Below are 22,868 nucleotides of genomic sequence, written 5' to 3'. Positions count from 1 at the left end.
AAATAAACCTCTCAAATCGGTATTTTAATTGAATAACGCGCGATATGAACGAACAAACTCAAAAAGACCACGTAATACTCTTTGTCGATGACGAGGAGAAAACTAGGAAGTATTTCTCCCGTTTATTCGGACAGAATTTCGAGATTTTATTAGCGGAGGACGGATTGCAGGGACTTGAGATGTTCCGTCAGAATATGGATAAAATCGGGGTGGTCGTAACCGACCAGCGCATGCCGAACATGACAGGTTCCCAACTGCTTGAAAAAGTAGCGGAGATGAAACCTTCATGCATCCGTATTCTATCCACGGCGTATTCGGACGTTGATGCCGCCGTTGACTCGGTGAACAAAGGCGGAATCTACCGCTACGTTACCAAGCCTTGGGAAGTCAATGATCTGGAAATGACACTGACGCGTGCCATGGAACTTTATGTTCTGGAAAAAGAACGTGGAACTCTTCTCAAGCAGAAGCTCTCCAGTGTGGAGATGCTAGCCTCGTCTGACCGGGTGCTATCCATCGCCACGATGGCTGTAATCGGTCACGAAGGACTCCGTCATGTGGACCGCGCATTGACCGCGCTGGTGCAACTTGCCGAGGTCGAAGAAACGGAACAGGAAGAAGAACTGACTGTGGACGGGTCTCTGAATTGGCGCGAACTATATGGACGTCACTTGGAATACCTCCGTGCCATTCGTCTTGGCCTGACTCGTGACAACTTGAAAGGCTTGGAACTCGACTACAACACCGCAGTTCCGGTCGGGGATGTTATGGGGCCATTGGTAGGAGGTAATGGTTACTTCGAGTGGCTCCGCGGGGAGGAATCGAGTACAGGTTGGCCAGGGCCATTAGGAACCATGGCGGCTGAAATCAGCACCTTGCTGACAGCACTTGAATCTGTCATGAGGGACGCAGGTATTCTGCTCGTTTCTGAAATTCAGGGGGGCATTGAATTCAGGCTTTCATCACGTCTTCTCTCAAGGAATTTGGAACCTTTGCGCACTGCGACCAAAGAAGCTCCGTCTTCCGAGTGTCTCGCACTTGCCGCCGCACTGTTCCGTCTGGCCGATGCCGGTGCAAATTACGAAGTCGTCCCAGAGGAGGGCAGAGACATGATTCGTTTTAAAGTGACATTTGATCCATCACACAGACCAGACAACAGCGTTGTAGGCTGGGACTCGCTGAGCGCAGCCCTGGCTGGGAACGATGTTTTCTGGGCCCGCTATGGTGGGTAAAGAGATCCAAACCTAAATAACAGACACACATGAAAACTCGAAACTTAGTTCTCTATACGGCGGCCTCAGTTCTTACTCAAGGTATCGCTGTGGCAGATGGATTCCATCTAGCAGGTCAATCACCCGAAGCCGTTGGTAAGGGGAATGCCTTTGTTGCAACAGCCAACACGGCAGCGGCTGTTTATTATAATGCTGCGGGCCTGACACAGATCGATGGGTCGTCCGTTCAAGTTGGATTTTACAGTGTGATGCTCGGCATCGAGGCAGATGTCGCCGGTGGCAAATTCGATCTCGATCGTGAGGTCCAATTTACGCCACAAATTTATTCCGCCTTCCGGTTGAACGAAAAGACTGTGCTTGGTCTGGGCCTGAACTCTCCCTTTGGTCTGGCGACAGAGTGGGATGACAATACTTCATTTAGAAATACGGCCACAATATCATCTCTGAAATACGCCACACTCTGGGCGGTAGCCGGATATGAGGTGAATGAACAGTTCTCCATCGGCGGCGGCATTGGCATTCATCATGCGGACATCGATCTGCGCCGTGGTCTCTTTGCTCCTGGTGATGAGTTTTCATTCAAGGGTGATGATCAAGCGGTCTCATGGACTTTAAGTGCCTTGTGGCAGCCAGCTGAAAAACATTCTTTTGGTGCAGTGTACCGGAGCGAAACTGATTTTACCTTGGAGGGAAAATCCAGAGTGTTTCCATATGTTGCTCTGCGCGAAGATGCTCAAGTAGATCTAACTACTCCTGCTTCGTTTGCCGTAGGTTACTCATATAGACCTAACCAATGCTGGAACATTGAGGTCAATGTGGAGTGGGTAAACTGGGATGAATTAGACACTCTCACTCTCGAGCAGGGTTCGGGGAATCAAGAGATCCCTTTCAAATGGGAAGACTCTTTTGTTTATTCAATCGGTGCCGAATATGACCTTGGCAATGGTTACTTGGCCCGCTTCGGGTATAACTACATTGAAAGCTCCCAGCCCGATGAACATTATAACCCTGGGGTCGCTGATGCTGATCGGCACTGGCTCACCGTGGGGCTCGGTCATAAGGGTGACAGCTGGTCATGGGATGCTGCCTATCAGTATGCATTTTCAGACAGGGAGGTTAAGTCAGCCCTCGATTCTTCAGTGAATGGCGATTACAAATCTCGCTACCATTCGTTCAGCCTGACGGCTCGCTACGATTTCTAGCTGTTATTCAACTGCTAGTCTGGAGCAACAAATTTCGCCAGTGATCCTTCGAGGATGACTGGCGATGTTGTATAGATCCGGATAGGGCGTCTGTTTTTTTAGAAACCTCCGAGGCCGTATCCACGACTACCCTGCATATATTGCGGGCCAGTGGTGCTACCGGGGCCCTTTTTCTGACCTGCGGACATGATGTCGGCATCCATTCTCTTTTGGGCATTTGGATCAGGTGCTCCACATGATGTGACGAACAGGCTGAGAGCCATGCTTAGACAGCAAATAGCGGTAGTTAATGTGTAGTTATTGATGCGCGTTGTTTTCATAACGCTAACATTTAGGCCAGTTCTTCAGTTTAAAAGCAAGGGGGAAATAACCGCGGCGTTGAAGACATCGTTTGTAGTTGCCTAATCCATAGGCTCTGTCTGATATCAAGACATGCCAGTTCAAGCCATGCAGCGCCTTCGTCGATTCGGGGTTCTGATACCTGTTTTTTCACTGAAACGAGATCATGATCTTGGCATAGGTGACACTCTTGCCATGAAGGAGGCTGTCGACTGGGCATCGGCACATGACATCGGTTTCCTTCAGCTCTTACCCATCAACGAGACGGGTTCGGACAGTAGCCCGTATAATGCCATCAGTTCCATAGCGCTTGATCCTGTATTGATCGCCGTGGACGAAATCCCAGGGATAACAGCTGAAGCCATTGCTCTCGAAGATGCTGCATGTGTTCACGAAAACCTGGTCGATTACTCGACAGCTGGAGCTGCGAAGTGGCGATTGCTCAAGGCTGGCTACGAAATTTTTAGATCAAAGGGGGGACCGACTCCTGAATTTGACGCTTTCAGAAAAGCCGAGCAGGATTGGTTAGTCTCCTATACGAAATACCGCTGGCTGATGGAATTGGCCGGCACGGAAGAGTGGGAGCATTGGCCAGAGGAGTATAATACTTCCGAAAAGGCGGATGCTTATTTAGCCACGTTACCTCCCGAGGATGTGGAGCAGAGCCTTACATATTATGCGTGGGTTCAATGGCACGCATTCAGCCAGTGGCGAGATCTCCGTAACTATGCGGCAAGCAAGAACGTGAAGTTGATGGGGGATATTCCGATAGGTATTTCCTACTCTAGCGCAGATGTATTTTTCGAACCGCAGTGGTTTGACCTTACGTTGTCTGGTGGTTCGCCTCCAGAGACGGTGTTCAAGGACGATGCCTTCGCCTGTCAGTGGGGACAGAACTGGGGTATACCCCTCTACAATTGGGAGGAGTTAGAAAAACATGATTTCTCTTGGTGGCGACGCCGCATTGAGAAGCTCACCGATGTGTTTCACATCTTTCGGATTGATCATATTCTAGGGTTTTACCGAATCTTTAGCTTTCCATGGAGACCCGCACGCAATGCTGAATTTCTCGGGCTGACGGATGCTAAGGCCAAGAAGCTGACGGGTGGTGAATTACCGAAATTTCATCCTCACCCAGACGATACCGTCGCACATAAAAAGGCCAATTTGGAAGCTGGGGATAAATATCTTAAAGTTGTGTTAGAGGCGGCAGGCGATGGCGAAGTGGTAGGCGAGGATCTCGGGTGCGTGCCTGATTATGTCCGACCTCATTTGGCCAAGTTAGGTATTGCAGGGTTCAAGATCTGTCACTGGGAGGAACTCGGAGAAGGTCAGGCTGTTCCTGGAAGTGAGTATCCTGAATGCTCCTTTGCTACCTATGCGACTCACGATCACGATTCCATTCCTGCGCTATGGAATGCATTATTGGATATGCTCAATGGTCTTGAACACGAAGGAGCCATGCGAGGCTTAGCCTTACTCAGCGACTTTGCCGGCTTGCCGAAAGGTGAAACTGCAGCTGCCTATTCGAAATATGGGCCAGTGGTCAAATGGGCATTGTTAGAGAAGCTAGTCATGTGCCGCTCAGATTATGCCGCGATCATGATCACGGATCTGATCGATAGTACCAAGCGCATCAATATACCAGGAACGGTAGGTGGAGAGAACTGGCGATATCGTCTGCCGTGGAAACTGGATGATATGCCAGATCCTCTACGGAGAGAATGTCAGCGCCTCAAAGAGCAGATCCATTTAGCTGGGCGGGACTAATTCCAAGGCCTTTTCCAAGATGATGTGACCGAGGTGATGCTTTGATCCCTTTTCGACACCTTCCGAGTGGTCCGGATAAACGAGGAGAACTTCGTTGTCATTGGAGTCAAAGCCGATGTCCTTACGCGAAACATCATTCGCGACCACTAGGTCGCAACCTTTGCGTTCCAATTTCTCTCGAGCGTTGTCTTCTAAATTTTCTGTCTCTGCGGCAAACCCGACAAGCACTCCGCGATAGTCAAAAGCATTTCTAGCAGATCCAAGGATGTCGGGATTACGCACGAGTTCCAATGTCATTGTCTCGCCGCTTTTTTTGATCTTGTGATCGGGAACTTGGGCGGGACGGTAATCAGCCACAGCGGCAGAGAAAATGGCAACATCAGCCTTGCCTATCCAGTGCTCCACGACCGCATACATTTCCGCAGTGGTCTCCACAGGGATGTAATCCACTCGATCCGGCACGTCGAGTTGGGTAGGCCCTGAGATGAGGATCACGCGATGACTGGCATCAGCCGCAGCATGGGCGATCGCGTATCCCATCTTACCAGATGACTTGTTTGTTAGGAAACGGACGGGATCAATCGGTTCGCGCGTTGGCCCAGCTGTGATGAGGATATTCATTCGCTCTAGAATATTGTTATGGGGATCAATTCCCAAGCAGCTCTTCGACCTGGTCGAGGATAGAACTCTCTTCCATCAATCGGCCTGGTCCGGAATAGCCACACGCGAGCATTCCTTCATCCTCGGGTCCGATGAAATGACAGCCATCGGATTTGAGTTGTGAGACGTTGCGCTGAGTCGCTGCGTGCAGCCACATCTTACCGTTCATGGCAGGGGCAATGAGAACCTTCGCTTTGGTGGCAAGATAGATGCTGGAGAGGGGATCAGGCGCCAGACCGTTGGCAAAATTGCCGATGGTATCGGCGCTACATGGTGCGACTAATAAAAGATCGGCTCGGTCTGCGAGATCGATGTGACCAGGTTTCCATGCCTGCTTTTCGTCCTCCAATGATACCAATACAGGATTTTGAGAGATGACTTGCAGGGTGAGCGGAGTGATGAACTCCGTGGCTGCTTTGGTCATCACAACATGAACCTCGTGGCCGTTTTTAACCAACTGCGAGGCGATACCTGCCGCTTTATAGGCTGCTATAGAGCCAGTGATGCCGAGAATGATAGTCATGGGAGAGGGGGATTATCCATTAGGGATTTGTGATGCGAGATGTCCTGAGGCGTTCAGCAGAGAGCAGGGCTTTGAAGGAATTATAATCTTCTTCACGTGTCGCGGAAATCAAGCGGTAGGTGTATTTGTGCCAGTGGCTCATTTCCTCGATCGCATTTTTCATGCGTAGTTCGATGACGTCGTCAGCGTCCGTGCCTCGTCCGGTTAATCTGGCGCGGAGTTCGTCTTCACTGGGGGGCATGACAAAGAGTTCTACCAAAGCTTCGCGGATGCTGGGCTCTGCGCATGAGCGCACGAGATCGGCGCCTTGAACATCAATATCCATGACCACGTCTGTGCCGGCGACGATGTGATCCATGACCTCGGACTTGAGGGTGCCGTAAAGGTTATTATGCACCTCGGCATACTCGATGAATTCATCTGCTGCGACACGTTTTTCAAAATCCTCTCTAGTGAGAAAATGATAATCGTGTCCGTGTTTCTCCCCCTCACGGGCGGGGCGCGTGGTGCACGAAGTCGAGTAGACAGCCTCACCTTCATCGGCGAGTCTGCGGCAGAGTGTGGTTTTTCCCGAGCCTGATGGGCCAGAGACTAACAAGATGATACCTGTTCGTTTACACATGGTGTGAATTATTTGCGCGTCTTGCCTTTTAGCATGGCTTCGATGAATGGATCGAGCTCTCCGTCCATGACGGCCGAAATGTTGCCTGTTTCCTCTCCGGTCCGCAAGTCTTTGACCATTTGGTATGGTTGGAAGACGTAGGATCGGATCTGGCTGCCCCAGCCGATTTCACCTTTGGCTGAGTATTCGCGATCAGCCTCCGCCCGTTGCTTGTCTTCCTCGATCTGATAGAGCTTGGCGCGGAGTAGAGCCCAAGCGTTTTCGCGGTTGCGCAGTTGGGAGCGCTCTTGGGTAGAACGAATCATGATCCCGGTGGGCTTGTGTTTGAGAATGACCGCGGTTTCCACCTTGTTAACGTTCTGGCCGCCAGCACCTCCAGACCTGGCGGTATTGATCTCAACATCCGATTCAGGGATTTCAATGACGATGTCCTTGGAAATTTCAGGGGTGACATCCACAGCTGAAAAGGAGGTGTGCCTTTTTCCTGCGGAGTCGAATGGGGAAATGCGCACCAAACGATGAACTCCACGCTCGTTCTTGAGGTAGCCGTAAGCGTGCGGCCCGTCGATTTTAAGCGAAGCTGCACGACAGCCGGCACCGTCCCCGTCTTGGTAGTCGAGGCTGGTCACGGTGAATCCCTTGGATTCCGCCCAGCGGGTATACATGCGCAGTAACATTTCAGCCCAGTCGCAGGCTTCGGTGCCACCCGCGCCAGCTTGAATGGAAAGATAGGCATTGGAGGGATCGGTAGGTTGATCCAATAGCGTGAGGAGTTCGAATTTTTCCAACTCTTTGACAATCTGCTTATAATCCTTGTTTGCCTCACGGGCGAATTCCATGTCGTCGGTTTCCTTGGCCAGCTCGATCACTTCGTCGAGGTTGGCCACTCGATTCTCGAGATCAAGAAACGGGTTGAGGCGTCCTTTGAGCAAGTTTGCCTCGCCTACAGTGGCTTGGGCTTTGTCCGGATCATTCCAAAAGTCAGGATCTGTCATGATTTTGTCATACTCCACCAGTTGGTCCTGCAGGGATTCGACGTCAAAGATACCTCCTGAGTTCGGACAGGCGACTCTTCAGAGCCCCGGTGTCCAGCGCCAGGAGGTCAGCGATGTTTTGTTCACTCATACGGGGCGAGTGATAGCGGGATTTTTATGGATTGGAATGCTGAATCGTGAAGAAATTCGCAGCCAAGCAGAACACGGGTCTTCACGGCGATGGATTTCCATGGTTTGCTGGCGGCTCAGCATGGAAAAATCCACCGGTATCATCATCCGTCTAACCAAGTTGACTGAGAGTAGCTTGATCGTGCACTGGTGCACCGAGGAACACGGTTTGATCAAAACTGTGGCGAAAGGGGCTCGTCGGCCGAAAAGCACATTCGCGGGGAAAATTGACCTTTTTTTTGAGGCGGAAATCAACTGGGTGCGCAGCCGCAAGACCGAGCTGCATACCTTACGGGAGCTGAGTGTTACCAACTACCGAGAGAGCCTTCGCAAACGATATGCTGATACCGTGGCTGCTTCTTATTTCGGGGAGCTGCTGGCCCATGTGGTGGAGCTGGATCATCCCGAGCCGGAGCTGTTTGACCTCTTGCGGCGAGGGCTCGGATATTTGGCCGGACAGGGAGCGGATTTGCGAGGGGTGTTGCATTTTGAACACGAACTGGCCCGAATAATGGGTATAGCACACAGTAGAACCAGTGCGGCGTTGGCCATCGAGCAGGCTTTTGGGAGTCTGCCTCGGGCTCGTGCTGCGTGTCTGCATGCAACAGAGGGGAATGGCCAAAGTTGAACACGTTGAAAACCCACAAAATCAATGGTTGCTGGGTATTTTGGAAGTCCTAAGGGACTGTAATTTCGCTGGCCATCCTCAATAAAGTGGTGTTAATTGAGGTAGGCGATGTGTTTACATCGCCATTGCATTCAAACACAAGTACCTATGGAATCAGGAACCGCCAATTTATTGAATATGCTCCAAGCAAGAGTGAGAAAACTTTGCGAAGAGGGCAACTGGAACGAGGCTATGCACGCTGCATCTGCAGGTGTGGACAAGGCACGCGGTGCGCTGGGTTCAGATAGGGAAAGCAAAGAGGCTTTGGCCGTTTCACTCGAAGTCAAAGGTGACTTTTTACGCCAGTATGGAAATTTGGAAGACGCCCGTCTGTCGTATTTGGAGTCTCTCGAACTCTTATCGGAAACCGAGGGGGATCACACTGAGCAACAAGCTCGCATCAGTGCCAGTGTGGCAGTGGTCTACGATAGCGACGGTAACGAAGACGAGGCGATTCGCTTCTACGAACGTGGCATTGAGCTTTTCGAGCGAATGGATCCACCAGCGCTCCTTGATGTTGCGGATCTCTGCAACAATCTCGCCTACATCTACAAAAGCCGGGGTGATTTTGAATCAGCCGAAAGTCTATATCTCAAATCTCTACAAATTTGCCATAAGCACCTCGGGCCCAATGATGAGGAGACGGCAGCTGTTTGTAACAACGTCGGAGCACTTTACCTGGCTGCGGGCTACTCCGAGCAAGCTCGCGAGATGCAGATGATGGCATTGGAGGCACGTATCGCGACTTTTGGAGAAAATCACCTCGAGACAGCGCAGTCCCACGCCAATCTCGCACTGGCTCTTTGTGAAACCCAAGAGTTGGGAGAGGCTAAAAAACACTTCCAAGAAGCTTTGAAAATCTACGAAGGTCAGCTCAAGGACGCACCTATGGATTACGCGACCGTGTCATCCAACTACGCGGAATTCTTGCGCGCTAGCGGCGATGAGAAAAACGCGAACAACATCGAGAAGCGTGCGGGCAAGAAACTGAAAAAAGTTTCCTAAGTTCACTAACAAGTGAGGGGGCTTTCTATCGGTAGGTAGGAAACGAGTCTTCCAAGAGCCACCGTTTGAGCAGCTCTTTGTCACCAGTGATGTTTCCGATGACTCGGTAATTCGATTTCTCAATCGAATAAGCATCGCTTGGCCCCTCGTCGACCACTCTCCGAAGCAAACCGCCAGAGTGGATAAACTGGACACCATTCTCATCGTGAATGAGGAAACCTACATGCTTATCAAGACCGATGATATAAATCCCATGGTCTTTCCGCCGAAATAGATCGAGATACTCTGGGTAGTTCACGTCCACTTTGATGTGTAACTTTTCCCGAGGGAGAAATGTCAGCAATATGTTTTGTGATGGCTGCTGTGCCAGTCGGATTCGTTGCACATCAAATCCCGAGTCACGCATGATGGTTGAAACAAAATATCCACAGGCCACTTTTCCTCCTCCGGGCTTTGCGGCCATGCCGTTGTAATCCCAAGGAGTTCCAAGCCAGCAGCGCATGAGCGATGGCATTGTGAGTTCTAACAGAGAACGCGCGCTGGCGATGATGGCTTGCCTCTCGGTATCAGTTTTGGCTTTGCGATAGGCTTTCGAGAGCTTTTTCCGGTGGTAGTCGATCTCTTCGACTGTGACCGCATATGTTTCTGGGTCCGGTATCGGCACAGGTTCTGAAACTTCCGTTATTTTGGCCACAATGGGTGACGCCGGATGCCGTAGTAGCCAGACCACACCTCCGGCGATTAGACCGAAGATAACTAGTATGACTGCTAGTATACGCAAGATGACTTGGTGCGTTAGTGTTAGGCGTTCATCAAGGCTTCGATTTCGTCTGCTTCGATGGGTATGTTAGCCATCAAGTCGAAGTTCCCGTCCTTCTGAACGACTACATCGTTTTCGAGTCGGATACCGAGGTTTTCTTCGCGAATGTAGATGCCGGGTTCAATCGTAAAGACCATGCCTTCGACAATGGGCTCCTCTGGTGGGCAGACATCATGGACGTCGAGTCCCAGGTGGTGGGATGTGCCGTGCATGAAGTAACGTTTGACGAGAGGTTTGCTGTCGTCTTGCTCCGCTGCCTCTGCCGCATCAATCAGTTCGAGATTGATCAATTCTTCCTCCATGAATCCCATGACCTGCTTTTGATAAGCAGTTGGGAGAATGCCAGGGCGCAAGATTTCGTTGGCCTTGCGGAAGACGTTAAGCACGGAGTTGTATACCGCGCGCTGCCGATCCGTGAACCTACCGTTTACAGGAATGGTGCGGGTCATGTCGGCATTCCAATTGCCATACTCGGCAGCGACGTCCATCAATAACAGTTCACCATCCTGGCAGGTGTCTTTGTTTTCCAGATAGTGTAATACACACGCGTTCTTGCCGGATCCAATGATGGGAGAGTATGCGAAACCTCTCGATTTTTGACGCAGGAATTCGTGCATATACTCGGCCTCAACTTCCCACTCGCCGACACCGGGTTTGACGAATTGAAGGATTCTACGAAAGCCGTCTTCGGTGATATCGCAGGCTTTTTGGATCATTTTGATTTCCTCAGGATCCTTCGTCATGCGCAGACGATGCATCAGCGGGGCCAGTCGTTCATACTTGTGGAGTGGATAATGATCCTGACATTTTTTGATGAATCTCGCATCGCGCGTCTCTACGGATATAGCAGCACGTAGGTGCTCGTTCGTGTTGAGATAAACGTGTTCACTCTGTTGGATCAAGCGGTGGAGAATGGTATCAAAATTTTCAGTCCATTGGACGTTCTGAATACCTGAGATTTCAGTCGCTTGCTCTTGGGATAGTTTAGCTCCCTCCCAGATGGCGATATGTTCATTGGTTTCACGAACGAAGAGAATTTCACGGTCCTTTGCGTTTTTGGCATTGGGGAACAAAACCAGGATACTTTCCTCCTGATCCACACCCGTCAGGTAATAGAAGTCGGTGTTCTGTTTGAACGCCATGGTCGCGTCGGCATTGGTCGGCATCACATCATTTGAGTGAAGCACCGCGATGCTGTTGGGCTTTAGCTCCGAGATCAGACGTTCGCGGTTTCGGACAAACAACTGTGAATCGGCAGGATCATATCTCATGCCCGCGATATCAACGAACAACAGTTGATCCTGCAACTACAAAGACCCGCCAGTAGACACTTTGCCAGATTCGGCTTAGAGCATTTTTAATTTTGCCCCCAGCCAAGTTTTTGGCGGAGTGTGGCGTAAAACGTGCGACCTTCCAGACGCAGTAGCGGTAAGGCATGCCCAGCCTGTTCCACCCGAATTCGGCTACCCTGATTGATTTCCACGACTTCGCGACCGTCTACGGTAAATAGCATCGGGCATTCGGCATCTTCCGCTGGAGCCAGTTCGACCACGGAGCTGTCGGAAACCACGAGCGATCTGTTGCTCAAACTGTGTGGGCAAATCGGTGTGATCACAAATACATCCGCCTTCGGTGCGATCAATGGACCTCCCGCCGAGAGCGAGTAAGCTGTGGATCCTGTGGTGGTGGCCACAATCAAACCGTCGGCTCGGTAATGGTTCAGAAGTTCACCATCTACCCAAGCGTCTAGGGAGACGAGTCGACCAGTCTGGCCGCGAGCCAGGGTGATTTCATTGAGAGCTCTGAAGCTTTCCTCGGATCCGTCCGGAGCAAACACAGTCGCTTTTAGCTGCATGCGTTTGATCAAGGTGTATTTTTTGTTAGCTACCGCTTTGGCAAACACATCGAGTTCGGTATCCGTACAAGTAGTTAGAAATCCAAGCGTGCCGATGTTAATACCGGCGACAGGGATATTCGCAGGGCCCAACTGGTTTGCTGCGTTCAGCATGGTGCCGTCACCACCTAACACGGCGACTACATCACAGCTGTCTCCGAAGGTTGCAGCATCCATGCCCCCTGGAGCTTTAATAATGTCAGCTGTAACCGTTTCCAATACAGGGACAAGGTTTTCGGCTTCCAAGGCGGCACACAGCGCCACCAAGGTCTTTTTAGCGCCAGATTTGTTAGGGTTTGCTATGATGCCAACATTCACGTGCGAAGCATGGCGGGAAACCACGAAAGTTACAACAGAAACAGATCTTTTATGCACGGAGTATGACGCAGGACTTCTGCCGCCCCCAATCCAGCCTTGATTTTATTTAGTATTAGTGATAATTCAGCTACATGAAAGGTTGTTCTGCTACTCGCATGTTGGCGAGACCGATCAGTAATGTCATCTTCGGGGGGCTGCTGTTAGTCGGAGTGACTTCTTGTGACAAGGTGTCTGAGATTACCGACAAAGCGAAAAACCTTTTTGATGACTCTGTGCAAAAAGCAGAGTCAGCCGGATCTGCAGAAGTCATTGTAGTGGGGGAGGATGAAGGGAAATCGATCATTGCCGATGAGTCCCGTCTGGTCTTGGTGGAATTTTACTCAGACACATGTGGCCCATGTCGACAGGTCGCTCCCGTGTTGGAGCGATTAGCCAAAGTGAATTCTGAGAAAGTCAAAATCCTCAAAGTAGATGTAGACAGTGAACGCAACTGGGCGGCGAAAGAACAAATCAGAGGAATCCCCGCATTTCAATTCTATCAAAATGGCGCAAAAGTGAATCAATTCACCGGTGCTCCTCCAGAACAGGAATTACAGCGACGCATTGATCAGTATGCTACCACTGCGAATGCTGAAGGCTCTACCGAAAACAAACCTGCGAAACCTCCTGAGCCTAAGATCAAACCCATGCCCAAAGAGTGGCTCCCGCCCGGGGTGACACGCGGTTAATCCCAATCGATAATTTACCGAAAAACGATGAAGTCGAAATATTTACCCATGATCATGGCTGCCTCAGCCGCCAGCTTGTTTCTATGTTCTTGTGAAAAGGTGGAGGAGCTTGTTCGAAAGGTGAAAGGGGAGGAGGCGAAAGCTCTCACCGTCAGCGATGAGGAGCTTGCGAAATCCGATGCCGCCGCTGCCAAATATCTGACCGCTATCGAGAAGGTTCCATCGATCTTGGCAAAAGTGAGGGATGAAAAATCTGCTTTCGCAGCACGCAAGCAGTTGGACGATATTTCTAGAGAGGTCAGCCTGATCGTTGGTGATTTGGCGGGAGTTGAAGGTAAAGATAAGAAATTGCTTAGCAGCAAAGAGTCAGCCCCACCCACCACAAAACCTGCAAGTCCGAAAGGGAAGGCGGGAACTCCAGTAAGCAACGGAAAGCGCGCGACTCCTCAGATCGATGGTGGAATTTATTGGTATGTTCGGGATGAAAACCAAGAGGCTTATGGCAAGAGAGCCAAAGTCGTTGCCCAACGGATACAAACCCATATTAACAGGATTGCCAACATGACCAGATATTCTCCTGTGGCGCTGGATGTTGTACTGGATGGCATTCTTGTTCTGGCTGGTGTCGAGTCCGGAGGAGCTGTCCCAGGAGACGCAACTCCGGCAGGTATCAAGCCGATGCCAAAAGACTGGATGCCCATGGGCCTGACACCCAAGAGCTCCTGAAGGCCTCAGGATGCAGGCTTGAGGGAGTCAATTTAGGGAAAAAGCTGGGGAAGTAAGCGATTGACCCCCAGCTCATCAGTGTCTAGCGTCCGCCGCCTTAGATTATGAGTGCGGACGAGTCCAACAACCAGCCCGATTACAAGGGCACCCTGAGCCTTCCTGACACCAGTTTTCCCATGCGCGGAGACTTGGTGAAAAACGAGCCCGGTCGCCTAGAGCGCTGGAACCAGGAGAACCTCTACCAACGAATTCAGAAGCGTCGTAAGGACGAAGGAGCACCCCGATTCATTCTCCATGACGGCCCACCGTTTGCGAACGGCGACGTGCATATGGGCACTGCCCTCAATAAAGTTCTCAAGGACTTGGTTCTTAAATCCAAGACCATGGCCGGATTTGAAACTCCGTATATCCCAGGCTGGGACTGCCACGGACTGCCGATCGAATTTAAAGTCATGCAGGACGCCCGCGATGAGGAACCTGCGGAAATCCGCCGACGTTGTGAGGAATTTGCCCGTGGCTGGATCGATACCCAGAAGGCTTCTTTTAGACGCCTTGGAGTGTTAGGTGATTGGGAAAACCCTTATCTCACTCTGGACCCCGCCTATGAGTCCGACATCATTCGCACCTTCGCCACCATGGTGGAAAAGGGGCTCGTCTACCAATCGCAGAAACCTGTGCAGTGGTCCTACGGTGCCAAGACAGCTCTCGCCGAGGCGGAAGTTGAATATCAGGATAAAAAATCCATCGCGATCTTTGTTAAGTTCAACATCAGCGACACTTCATCCGTAGCAAGTTTGCCGGACAACACCGCCTTTGCAATCTGGACTACCACTCCTTGGACACTGCCAGCCAACCTCGGCATCGCGGTGCACGAGAGACTCAACTACGTGGTCGGGCGTTTCACCAAGGAAGACGCTGCTGACCAAAACATCATCATCGTTCGTGAGCTGCTGGAGGAATTCCAGCAGAAAACGGGACTGACGCTTGCCGAAGAACTCGCTGAGATCAAAGGTTCAGAGCTCGAAGGCCTTGAGGCTCAGCATCCATTCCTCGACCGCAAGTCGAAGGTCATTCTCGCTCCTTTTGTTACTACAGATACCGGAACTGGCGCAGTCCATATCGCGCCCGGACATGGTGCAGACGATTACTCCGTCGGCATGCAAAACGGTCTCGCTGTGCTTTCTCCTGTGGACGACGATGGCCGATTCACCGAAGAGGTGGGTGTGCCGGAACTCGTAGGACTGCACGTGATGGAAAAGAACGAGGGGAACATTGGCGTTCTCAGACTTCTCGCAGCCAACGAAGCGTTACTGGGCAAGGAAAACTACGCCCACTCCTATCCGCATTGCTGGCGTTCGAAAACACCGATTATTTTCCGCGCTGTTGAGCAGTTCTTCATCCGTATCGATGATCTGCGTAAGAAAGCTCTCACCGAAATTGATGAAACCACCTGGCTTCCTGCTTGGGGGCGTAATCGCATTTACGGTACTGTCGAAGCTCGCCCTGACTGGTGTATCTCACGTCAACGCACATGGGGTGTGCCACTTCCTGTTTTCTTCGATGCAAACGAAGAGGTTATTCTCGATGCAGAGGTTTCCCGTAAGGTGGCCGACCTCGTCGAAAAAGAAGGCACTAACATCTGGTTCGAGCTTTCTGATGCCGAACTTGCTTCACGTCTCGGATTACCCGAAGGCTGCACCAAGTGTGGCGACACACTGGATGTGTGGATCGATTCAGGCAGCTCTCATGTTGCCGTCATGGATCGTCACCCCGAGCTTTCTTGTCCTGCTGACCTCTATCTCGAAGCGACCGACCAGCACCGTGGTTGGTTCCAGAGCAGCCTGATGCTAAGTGTGGCAGTTCGCGATAAGGCACCATACAAGGCCGTGCTCACTCACGGATTTGTGGTGGATAAGGATGGGGGTAAGATTTCCAAATCCGCAGCCAAGGCCAAAGGCAAGCCTACCGATGCGGCGCACTTCTATAACAAATATGGTGCGGACATCGTACGCCTCTGGGTCTCGTCGGTCGACTGGCAGACGGAAGTTCCATTTGGTGAAGACCTGTTCAAACAGATCGCCGATCCGTATCGTCGCCTGCGCAATACGCTTCGGATCTTGTTAGGAAACATCAACGGCTTTGATCCCGCCACTCAGTCAGTGGCCAAGGACGATATGACGGTCCTTGATCGCTGGGTGCTTGAGCGCCTGAATGAGGTCATCACCGAGTGCAAAAGTGCTTACGAAAGCTATCAGTTCCGCAAGGTCTTCAATCAGATCAACCAGTTCTGTGCTAATGAACTTAGCGCGCTCTATATCGATATCACCAAAGACCGCATGTATTGTGACGGGTTGGACTCCACTCGTCGACTTGCCGCCCAGACGGTCATGCATCGCGTCTTTGACTCCATCGTGCGTTTGATGGCTCCTATTCTGGCATTCACCGCTGATGAAGCGTGGGAGCACGCAGGTAACGAGGGCAGTGTCCACGAACAAGATTTTCCAGAAGTAGACTCTGAATTTGTGCCCGGCATGGCTATCCAACAAGTCACCGGACTGTTGGAAATCCGCGCCGTCATCCAGACTGCGATTGAGGAGCAAGTTCAAGCCAAGGCTTTCAACAAGAACAACGAGGCTGATGTCACCCTGACCCTGCCCGCTGATCACACCTGTGCCGAGCTGCTCAACGACCGCGACTTCGTCACTGAGTTCTTCATCCTCTCGAAGCTCAATGTTATCAACGGAGCTGAGATCAGTGCCACAGCGAAAGCAACCGATCACTGTATGTGCCCACGTTGCCGCCGCTATGAGCCATTGGTCACAGACCTCTGCCAGCGTTGTAGCGAGGTAGTCTAACCAGTAGCGATTCATCCAATGTCCGACGCTCCCTCCAAAGCAAGAATCATCAAGCTGCTGCTGTTGATTACACTGCCGCTGTATATTCTCGATCAGATTAGCAAGTGGTGGGTAGTGATGAACTTCAAGTTGCCTTTTGTTATCCATGAGGGCGAGCGATATGGGGTCCCTGAGGACACGCGCCCGGTCATCGAGGGTGTCTTTAATCTGGTGCGCCGCCATAACCAAGGGGTCGCCTTCGGCATTGGGAACGGTACAACATGGGCTCCCGTGGTGTTTCTCTTTGTTTTGATCATAGCCCTGATAGGGATTACTTATTTCTGGAAAAAGGGAGCATTCTCCGGGCCGGCAAAGTGGTCGGCCCCTCTGTTGATTTCAGGTATCCTCGGCAATCTAACGGATCGGTTGTTCCAAGGTTTTTGGCTGGAGCCATACAAGGACTCCAGTTTTCTGGAGCGTCTGAGCCAAGGGTATGTGGTAGACTTTCTCGATTTTAAAATCCCGGGTTTCGAGAAAATCATGCCTTCGAGCGGTGGTCACTGGCCGGCGTTTAATGTGGCGGATAGCTGTATCACCACCGCAGCGGTTCTGTTATTTGTTACAGCCTTGTTAGAGGGGCGTAAGGAATACAAAGAGAAAAAGTCGAAGTAAGACGCTTTTTTCGCATCAGGATACATCCTTGAGTAATTGATGGAGGATGATTAGGATGAACACGTGAAACATAGCCGACTTCTCTATTGTGCACTTTTGTTAGTTGGCAGTATGTTGCTGACTGGCAGTATTTTTGCCCAAGGATCTGAGGGTGAGGCCAAGCCATTGCCCGCAGCCCCGGCGAACCATGTGCTAGATCTGTCTGACACATTCCGCGAAAATCCCACAAAGCTCGCCGAGCTAACCGCGACTCTCAAACGTATCGAAGAGCAGCATGGTTACTTGGTCTATCTAGCGCTCTATTACAACGTTCTGGATGGGACGGTTCAGTCGCGCGCTGACGCTCTCTACAAGGCATGGCTAGGAGATGAGAAACGTGGGCTTGTCCTAGTATACCAATCCGATCCTGCGGTTGATGGTAAAAATATCGCAGCTTCCTACTATCGCGGAACCGGCCTGGCTGATGACGCAGTGAGTGGGCTGATTCCAGACCAGAAGATGAGTGAAATTCTGCGTAGTGCTCTCGCCGCACAGTCAAAAGGACAGGATACCTCCGATCGTTCGATCACGATAGTGTCCGGTGTAGAGAGAGAAATGAATGAGTATTTCGCCTCTGATCCTTCGACTTGGAAAGACAGCGCAAATCTCAAGCTCATGGCGATCTTTTTCGGAGTGATTCTAGCCTTGGCCCTCTTGGGCATGTTCCTGTGGAAGCGCTCATCAACGGCTGATGTGGCTGCTCATAAGCACTACTATTTCCCCGATGTCGATGTCGCCTCAAGGCTTGGAGCCCCCTACGGTGGCGGCTGGGTTAGTGAGAAGAGTTTTGTTCCGTCGGCTTCACGGAAATAACCTTCCTTCCTTGGTTCGGCAGGAAGAGTGATATGCCGTAAACGATCGGATAAGCCAACAGGCTGAGGATGACTCCCATGGCCAGGAAGCCGACGGTGAAGTTGGCAGGGCTGCCGACGATATCCAGTCCGGGAAAAGGGATGCGCGTCTCCTTGTCGAAGGGAAGAGGGATGTTCATATGGTCGTGGAGCCAGCTGCCGAATTTGATCTGAAATAAGATCAATGGCGGGTAGGTGAGGGGATTACTGATCCAGCAGGCCGCCATCGAGACAGGAATATTTACCCGAGCGCGCATGCTTGCCATGGCTGCGAGCAGCATTTGGAATGGGATGGGAAGCATCGCACAGAAGAGACCGATGGAAAGTGCTCCGGCGACAGTTTTTCGACACGGATTCCACAGATCACGATCGAATAGAGGTTTGGTGAGAGCCACCAGCCAAGGCCGACTACGAATGCGCGGGTGACGCAGATAGCGATAGGCCCTGCGGACCATCCTAAGATATTTGCGTTTCATTCTGTGCGGCAGTTGGGGGCGGAGTGTTGGGGGAAATACGTGAAGCGTGTGAGTCTAATCTCTTGAGAGGCCCCGTCACATCATTGACGCCTAAACCTTGTATTTTCAATACGAAAAGCAGACCGCATACATTTCATCGAGTGCGAAAGCCCGATGTGGTAACTTACAGGCATATAAAAAACCCGCAACTGCGTGAAACAGATGCGGGTTTTGGAAATTGGGTGAATTACCGAATCAATCGGCGATTCGACATTACCACTGCTGCGAGCGGGTGTGGTAATATTGCTCAGCACCGAGAATAGGCGGGAACTCGGAGAGTCCGTCATGTGGGTTCATCTCGATGCGATGGTCTTCACCACAGCGCTCGTAAGGTGGCTTGAAGGTGCCTTTATACGTTGGGCAGTGGAAGGTTACCAGCTCGTAGAAACCATAACCGAGACGCTTGAATGCGCGGCGGCCACCGTCGACTGCTCCGTAGGACCAGCCAGCTTTGCGGCCGTATGCCTCGTTCTTACGAACGATTTGCTCAGGAATCTCAACGATGCCGTAGAGGATGTTGCTGATGGCACGTCCAAGCTTACGGGTGGATGTGTAAGTGGAGCCAGGAGGCGCCTGGATGTCGGCCATGGCACCGGAGGCCGTGACGACTAATGCTGCTGCGATCGTAAGTGCTTTTTTCATCGTGGTAGGATATTGAATGCCAGAGTCTGAGGTGGCAATGGAAAAATGGATTTTTTCTGCGATCAATTGAGAGGGAAATTGTGAAAACAGGCTTTATCTGCCATGGGGATAGTTTATTCTCCAGCTCGCATGAGTTTATGTCCTCCCATTGTGGGTATACGTTTGCCTGTATGGGCTGGTTCGACGTCCACAGTTCTTGAAGGCATCCATGATTACGTTCGTGATAGTGGAGTATGGAGAATTGTGACCGATTCTGATACGTTCGGAGAAATGGAGCCGCGAGAAATCGGCGTCGGCTGGCAGGGAGAAGGGCTAGTGCTCTACCGTGCGACGGAAGAGGAACTCAAAGATTTCAAGGATCGAGGTATAGTAGTAACCCTACTCAGTTCCGAAGGGCCGGACGCTGGTTTTCCCAGAGTAATCCCCGATAACGTTGAGGCTGGGCGCATGGCAGCGAAGCACCTGATGGGGCTGGGGTTTGAAAATTACGCCTTCATCGCGCGCGGAGAAACGTTGTATAAAGACTTACAGAATGCACCCGGCACTCGTGTTTACGCGAGAAAACGTTTGGAAGGTTTCCGTCAACGTCTGAGCGAAAATGGCCACGAGGTGGCTGTGCACTTGTTGCCCGGATTTCCGCTTTGGGAAAAAAATGCATGGAAGGATGTCGAGAAGGCGGTGGCTGGGTTTCTGGAGACCTTACCCACTCCTACGGGATTATTCGCAGGGGATGATGCCTTGGCTGCCGTTGTTCTTCGCGCGGCCGAGCGAATTGGAAAGGTGGTGCCGAGCGAGCTGGCCGTGTTGGGTTTTGGTAATGATGTCCACTATTGCCACGCCAATGTTCCGGCCCTGACGAGCATCGGTTATCCGGGTAGGGAAGCGGGCTATCTTGCCGCGACAATGATCGAAAGGATGTTAGCCGGCGATGATCTGCAAGGCGAAGTGCGGGAAATTAAACCCGAGGGGCTGCACGTGCGCGACTCCACCGATGTCATTGCAATCCGCGATCCAGAGGTCGCCCGGCTGGTTCGGTGGATCCGAAGAAATGCCCCCAAAAGAGCAATTCTGGTGAGTGAGCTCAACGATCTCTCCGAGCTTTCGATGACTTCGATCAAGGAACGCATGCGTGAGCACCTGGGCCATGGGCCGAAGGAGGAGGTGATGAAGGTGAGGCTTCACCATCTTCAATATTTGTTAGAAGAAACCAAGATGCCGTTGAAGGAAATCACCAAGTCGATGCAGTTTTCTTCTGGGCATGAGATGAGTCGCTTCTTTCACCGCGAGACCGGCAAACGCCCATCCTCTTATCGGCAGTAGTTTCCACGTGCGTAGAAATACTGCATCGTGTGGCTGAGCAGACTTTCAGGTAGCTCGGCAAGTTGTCTGGACTTTGCCGAGGCACCTGCTGGACCGGGAGTCATAATAACCTTCATGCCGGCCTCGGATGCAGCTTGCACTCCATGATTGCTATCCTCGATCGCGAGGCACGAGGCGGCGGGTAAACCGAGCCTTTCTGCCGCGAGCTTGAAAATGTCAGGAGCCGGTTTGCTGTTAGGCACTTCATCGCCAGCGGCAAGGACATCAAAGCGGTTTCTAATTCCTGACTTTGTTAGGAAAAACTCGATCTCCACATAGTCACTGGATGAGGCTACGGCCAGTGGCACTTGTTTCTCAGTGAGGGCATCGAGCAGTTGGGGGATCTCGGGCATGAACGGGAGTCCTTTTTCCTCAATATACTCGTGTAAATACTGCGGCCAGGCACTTTTGTAGAGTGCGAGGTCAAAGGAGTGACCATGCTCTGCTTGGAGATAGGTCTCAATGTGAACGTTGGTTGTTCCGGCGAGATTCTGATGATAGAAATCCTCGTCCATATCAAATCCTTGATCTCTCAGAGCGAGTAGAAAGACGTGATAATAAATCTTCTCCGTGTCAAAGAGCGTGCCGTCCATATCAAAGACGACGGCTTGCATGGGTTCTGGTGGGAGAAGTGACATTTAGGCAGAGTGACTATGGAATTTTACATGTTCGGGGGCCAAGGGATCATTATCCAGAATAGCATCCGCCGCACGCTCGGCAATCATCATTACCGGAGCATAGATGTTAGCATTGGTGACAAAGGGCATCACTGAGGCATCGACCACGCGCAGGCCTTCGACTCCGTGAACCTTGAAGGTGTCCGGGTGGGTGACCGACATTTCATCGAGTCCCATCTTGCAGGTGCATGATGGGTGCAGGGCGGTTTCGCCATCCTTGGCGACCCAATCGAGGATTTCCTCATCCGTTTCCACTTCAGGGCCGGGGGAGATTTCTCCTCCATTGAACTCATCGAAGGCTGGCTGGCTGAGAATTTTCCGGGTTGCACGAATGCTCTCCACCCACTCACGGCGATCTTGCTCGGTGGAGAGGTAGTTGAATCTCAGCGCCGGGTATTCGGTGGGGTCTTTGGATTTGATTTTGCAAGAGCCGCGAGCATCCGAGAGCACAGGACCTACGTGGACTTGGTAGCCATGGCCGGAGCTGGGGGAGGAGCCGTCGTAGCGGATGGCCAGCGGTAGGAAATGGAACTGCACATTGGGATACGAGACTTCATCATTGGTGCGGATGAAGGCTCCAGCTTCGAAGTGATTGGTCGCCGCTTCGCCCTTGCGGAAGAACAGCCACTTGAAGCCGATCCATGGTTTGTTAAACCATTTGAGAGCGGGTGCCATAGACACTGGTTTGGTGCACGAGTGCTGCACGTAAACCTCGAGGTGATCCTGCATGTTCTCGCCTACACCTGGCAGGTGGTGCACGCAGTCGATGCCGATTTTTTCCAGCTCGTCTTTATTTCCGATGCCGGAAAGTTGCAGTAGCTGCGGTGAGTTGATGGCACCACTGCAGCTGATGACTTCGCGGCAGCTTACTTGCTCGAGCGGGCCGTTTTTTCCACGTCTGAATTCGACGCCGGTGGCGGTTTTTCCATCGAATAAAATGCGCGTTGTTAGAGCGCGACAGATCACGGTGAGGTTCGGGCGTTTTTTGACCGGATGGAAATAAGCACGCGCCGAGCTGAGCCTGCGGCCGCGGTGCACATTGCGATCGAAGGGACCGAAGCCTTCTTGCTGTTCGCCGTTGTTGTCCTCGGTGATCGGGTAGCCAGCTTGCTCGCCTGCCTTGAGCCAGGATTTGAATAGCGGGTTTTTACACGGACCGACCTCTAGTTTCAGCGGGCCGTTTCTTCCGTGGTATTTGGCATCGCCATCGAGCTGGGTCTCCGCACGTTTGAAGTAGGGGAGACAGTGGGCATAGTCCCATTTCTCCATGCCCTCGGCTTCGGCCCATTTCTGATAGTCCATGGCATTGCCGCGGATGTAGATCATGCCGTTGATGCTGCTGGAGCCGCCTAACACTTTGCCACGACCGTGAAAGATCTTGCGGCCATTCATGAATGGTTCCGGCTCGGATTCGTAGCACCAATCGTAGTGTTTATTTCCCAGTGGCACGCTGAGTCCGGCGGGCATGTGGATGAAGATGTCCCAGATGTAGTCGGGTCGGCCCGCCTCGAGAACGAGGACTTTGTTAGACGGGTTCTCACTCAGTCGGTTCGCAAGCACACAGCCAGCGGAGCCGCCACCGATGATGATGTAATCGTAGTCAGACATGT

Annotated in this window: 23 protein-coding genes; 11 read left to right on the top strand and 12 right to left on the bottom strand. The window is 51.8% G+C overall.

All coding sequences use genetic code 11. The features are described from left to right. Positions 1–44 precede the first annotated feature (44 nt). Both ACSPJT_RS05300 and ACSPJT_RS05295 read left to right on the top strand, forming a co-directional pair. Positions 45–1,232 carry a response regulator gene (locus ACSPJT_RS05300; RefSeq protein WP_435895326.1) on the top strand — a complete coding sequence of 396 codons (1,188 nt, stop codon included), beginning with the start codon at positions 45–47 and terminating at the stop codon, positions 1,230–1,232. A gap of 29 nt (positions 1,233–1,261) precedes the next feature. Then, a complete protein-coding gene (locus ACSPJT_RS05295; protein ID WP_435895325.1) occupies positions 1,262–2,434 on the top strand; it encodes an OmpP1/FadL family transporter in 1,173 nt (390 codons plus the stop codon). 98 nt (positions 2,435–2,532) lie between these two features. On the opposite strand, the gene ACSPJT_RS05290 is transcribed toward ACSPJT_RS05295, so the two are convergent. After that, on the bottom strand, positions 2,533–2,754 hold the full coding sequence (locus ACSPJT_RS05290) for a hypothetical protein (protein ID WP_435895324.1): 222 nt from the start codon (positions 2,752–2,754) through the stop codon (positions 2,533–2,535). A 112-nt stretch (positions 2,755–2,866) separates the two neighbouring features. Here ACSPJT_RS05290 and ACSPJT_RS05285 point away from each other — a divergent pair, with 112 nt between their 5' ends. Then, on the top strand, positions 2,867–4,543 hold the full coding sequence (locus ACSPJT_RS05285) for a 4-alpha-glucanotransferase (RefSeq protein WP_435895323.1): 1,677 nt from the start codon (positions 2,867–2,869) through the stop codon (positions 4,541–4,543). Here ACSPJT_RS05285 and ACSPJT_RS05280 read toward each other — a convergent pair. The 4 genes from ACSPJT_RS05280 to prfB form a co-directional block, all read right to left on the bottom strand. Beyond that, positions 4,526–5,164 carry a phosphopantothenoylcysteine decarboxylase domain-containing protein gene (locus ACSPJT_RS05280; RefSeq protein WP_435895322.1) on the bottom strand — a complete coding sequence of 213 codons (639 nt, stop codon included), beginning with the start codon at positions 5,162–5,164 and terminating at the stop codon, positions 4,526–4,528. The genes ACSPJT_RS05285 and ACSPJT_RS05280 overlap by 18 nt on opposite strands. A gap of 25 nt (positions 5,165–5,189) precedes the next feature. After that, complete coding sequence (locus tag ACSPJT_RS05275) at positions 5,190–5,726, bottom strand: flavoprotein (protein ID WP_435895321.1); 537 nt, start codon at positions 5,724–5,726, stop codon at positions 5,190–5,192. A 19-nt stretch (positions 5,727–5,745) separates the two neighbouring features. Then, positions 5,746–6,348, bottom strand: coding sequence for a guanylate kinase (gmk, locus tag ACSPJT_RS05270; protein WP_435895320.1), 603 nt, complete (start codon positions 6,346–6,348; stop codon positions 5,746–5,748). Between the two features lie 8 nt (positions 6,349–6,356). Continuing rightward, positions 6,357–7,473 (bottom strand): peptide chain release factor 2 gene (prfB, locus tag ACSPJT_RS05265; RefSeq protein ID WP_435895319.1). Its coding sequence is split into 2 segments (ribosomal slippage): positions 6,357–7,388 and positions 7,390–7,473, totalling 1,116 coding nucleotides; the frame shifts between segments, so codons are not numbered across the junction. 120 nt (positions 7,474–7,593) lie between these two features. On the opposite strand from prfB, the gene recO reads away from it, so the two are divergent. Both recO and ACSPJT_RS05255 read left to right on the top strand, forming a co-directional pair. Continuing rightward, positions 7,594–8,139 (top strand): DNA repair protein RecO, encoded by a 546-nt coding sequence (gene recO, locus ACSPJT_RS05260; RefSeq protein WP_435895318.1) that lies wholly within the window; start codon positions 7,594–7,596, stop codon positions 8,137–8,139. 147 nt (positions 8,140–8,286) lie between these two features. Beyond that, a complete protein-coding gene (locus tag ACSPJT_RS05255) occupies positions 8,287–9,183 on the top strand; it encodes a tetratricopeptide repeat protein (RefSeq protein ID WP_435895317.1) in 897 nt (298 codons plus the stop codon). A gap of 25 nt (positions 9,184–9,208) precedes the next feature. Here ACSPJT_RS05255 and ACSPJT_RS05250 read toward each other — a convergent pair whose 3' ends face one another. The 3 genes from ACSPJT_RS05250 to ACSPJT_RS05240 all read right to left on the bottom strand — a co-directional run bounded on the left by ACSPJT_RS05250 (position 9,209) and on the right by ACSPJT_RS05240 (position 12,215). Further along, positions 9,209–9,964, bottom strand: a complete 756-nt coding sequence (locus ACSPJT_RS05250; protein ID WP_435895316.1) for a hypothetical protein — start codon at positions 9,962–9,964, stop codon at positions 9,209–9,211. 20 nt (positions 9,965–9,984) lie between these two features. Next, positions 9,985–11,274 (bottom strand): aminopeptidase P N-terminal domain-containing protein, encoded by a 1,290-nt coding sequence (locus ACSPJT_RS05245; RefSeq protein ID WP_435895315.1) that lies wholly within the window; start codon positions 11,272–11,274, stop codon positions 9,985–9,987. Positions 11,275–11,360: 86 nt separating this feature from the next. Beyond that, entirely contained in the window at positions 11,361–12,215 is an 855-nt protein-coding gene (locus tag ACSPJT_RS05240; RefSeq protein ID WP_435895314.1) for an NAD(+)/NADH kinase, read from the bottom strand. A 131-nt stretch (positions 12,216–12,346) separates the two neighbouring features. Here ACSPJT_RS05240 and ACSPJT_RS05235 point away from each other — a divergent pair, with 131 nt between their 5' ends. The 5 genes from ACSPJT_RS05235 to ACSPJT_RS05215 all read left to right on the top strand — a co-directional run bounded on the left by ACSPJT_RS05235 (position 12,347) and on the right by ACSPJT_RS05215 (position 18,027). Next, on the top strand, positions 12,347–12,943 hold the full coding sequence (locus tag ACSPJT_RS05235) for a thioredoxin family protein (protein WP_435895313.1): 597 nt from the start codon (positions 12,347–12,349) through the stop codon (positions 12,941–12,943). 27 nt (positions 12,944–12,970) lie between these two features. Continuing rightward, positions 12,971–13,669, top strand: coding sequence for a hypothetical protein (locus ACSPJT_RS05230; RefSeq protein WP_435895312.1), 699 nt, complete (start codon positions 12,971–12,973; stop codon positions 13,667–13,669). Positions 13,670–13,773: 104 nt separating this feature from the next. Continuing rightward, on the top strand, positions 13,774–16,524 hold the full coding sequence (gene ileS, locus ACSPJT_RS05225; RefSeq protein ID WP_435895311.1) for an isoleucine--tRNA ligase: 2,751 nt from the start codon (positions 13,774–13,776) through the stop codon (positions 16,522–16,524). Between the two features lie 18 nt (positions 16,525–16,542). Then, positions 16,543–17,175: a signal peptidase II gene (locus tag ACSPJT_RS05220; RefSeq protein ID WP_435895310.1), complete on the top strand. Its 633-nt coding sequence runs from the start codon at positions 16,543–16,545 to the stop codon at positions 17,173–17,175. Between the two features lie 63 nt (positions 17,176–17,238). Continuing rightward, positions 17,239–18,027: a hypothetical protein gene (locus ACSPJT_RS05215; RefSeq protein ID WP_435895309.1), complete on the top strand. Its 789-nt coding sequence runs from the start codon at positions 17,239–17,241 to the stop codon at positions 18,025–18,027. Here the strand turns inward: ACSPJT_RS05215 and ACSPJT_RS05210 are convergent. Beyond that, positions 17,987–18,541, bottom strand: a complete 555-nt coding sequence (locus ACSPJT_RS05210) for a DUF2062 domain-containing protein (protein ID WP_435895308.1) — start codon at positions 18,539–18,541, stop codon at positions 17,987–17,989. The two genes, ACSPJT_RS05215 and ACSPJT_RS05210, sit on opposite strands and share 41 nt — an antisense overlap. 252 nt (positions 18,542–18,793) lie before the next feature. After that, a complete protein-coding gene (locus ACSPJT_RS05205; RefSeq protein ID WP_435895307.1) occupies positions 18,794–19,222 on the bottom strand; it encodes an exosortase system-associated protein, TIGR04073 family in 429 nt (142 codons plus the stop codon). A 243-nt stretch (positions 19,223–19,465) separates the two neighbouring features. Between ACSPJT_RS05205 and ACSPJT_RS05200 the strand changes: the two genes are divergently transcribed. Further along, the gene (locus ACSPJT_RS05200) at positions 19,466–20,542 is read left to right on the top strand and encodes a substrate-binding domain-containing protein (RefSeq protein WP_435895306.1); all 1,077 of its coding nucleotides are present in this window, start codon (positions 19,466–19,468) and stop codon (positions 20,540–20,542) included. On the opposite strand, the gene ACSPJT_RS05195 is transcribed toward ACSPJT_RS05200, so the two are convergent. Both ACSPJT_RS05195 and betA read right to left on the bottom strand, forming a co-directional pair. Then, positions 20,530–21,219, bottom strand: a complete 690-nt coding sequence (locus ACSPJT_RS05195; protein ID WP_435895305.1) for an HAD family hydrolase — start codon at positions 21,217–21,219, stop codon at positions 20,530–20,532. The two genes, ACSPJT_RS05200 and ACSPJT_RS05195, sit on opposite strands and share 13 nt — an antisense overlap. Then, on the bottom strand, positions 21,220–22,866 hold the full coding sequence (gene betA / locus ACSPJT_RS05190; protein WP_435895304.1) for a choline dehydrogenase: 1,647 nt from the start codon (positions 22,864–22,866) through the stop codon (positions 21,220–21,222). Between the last annotated feature and the right edge of the window lie 2 nt (positions 22,867–22,868).

It is taken from the genome of Oceaniferula spumae (assembly GCF_042849255.1).
GTDB lineage: Bacteria > Verrucomicrobiota > Verrucomicrobiia > Verrucomicrobiales > Akkermansiaceae > Oceaniferula > Oceaniferula spumae.
This window is presented reverse-complemented; position numbering and strand designations above follow the sequence as displayed.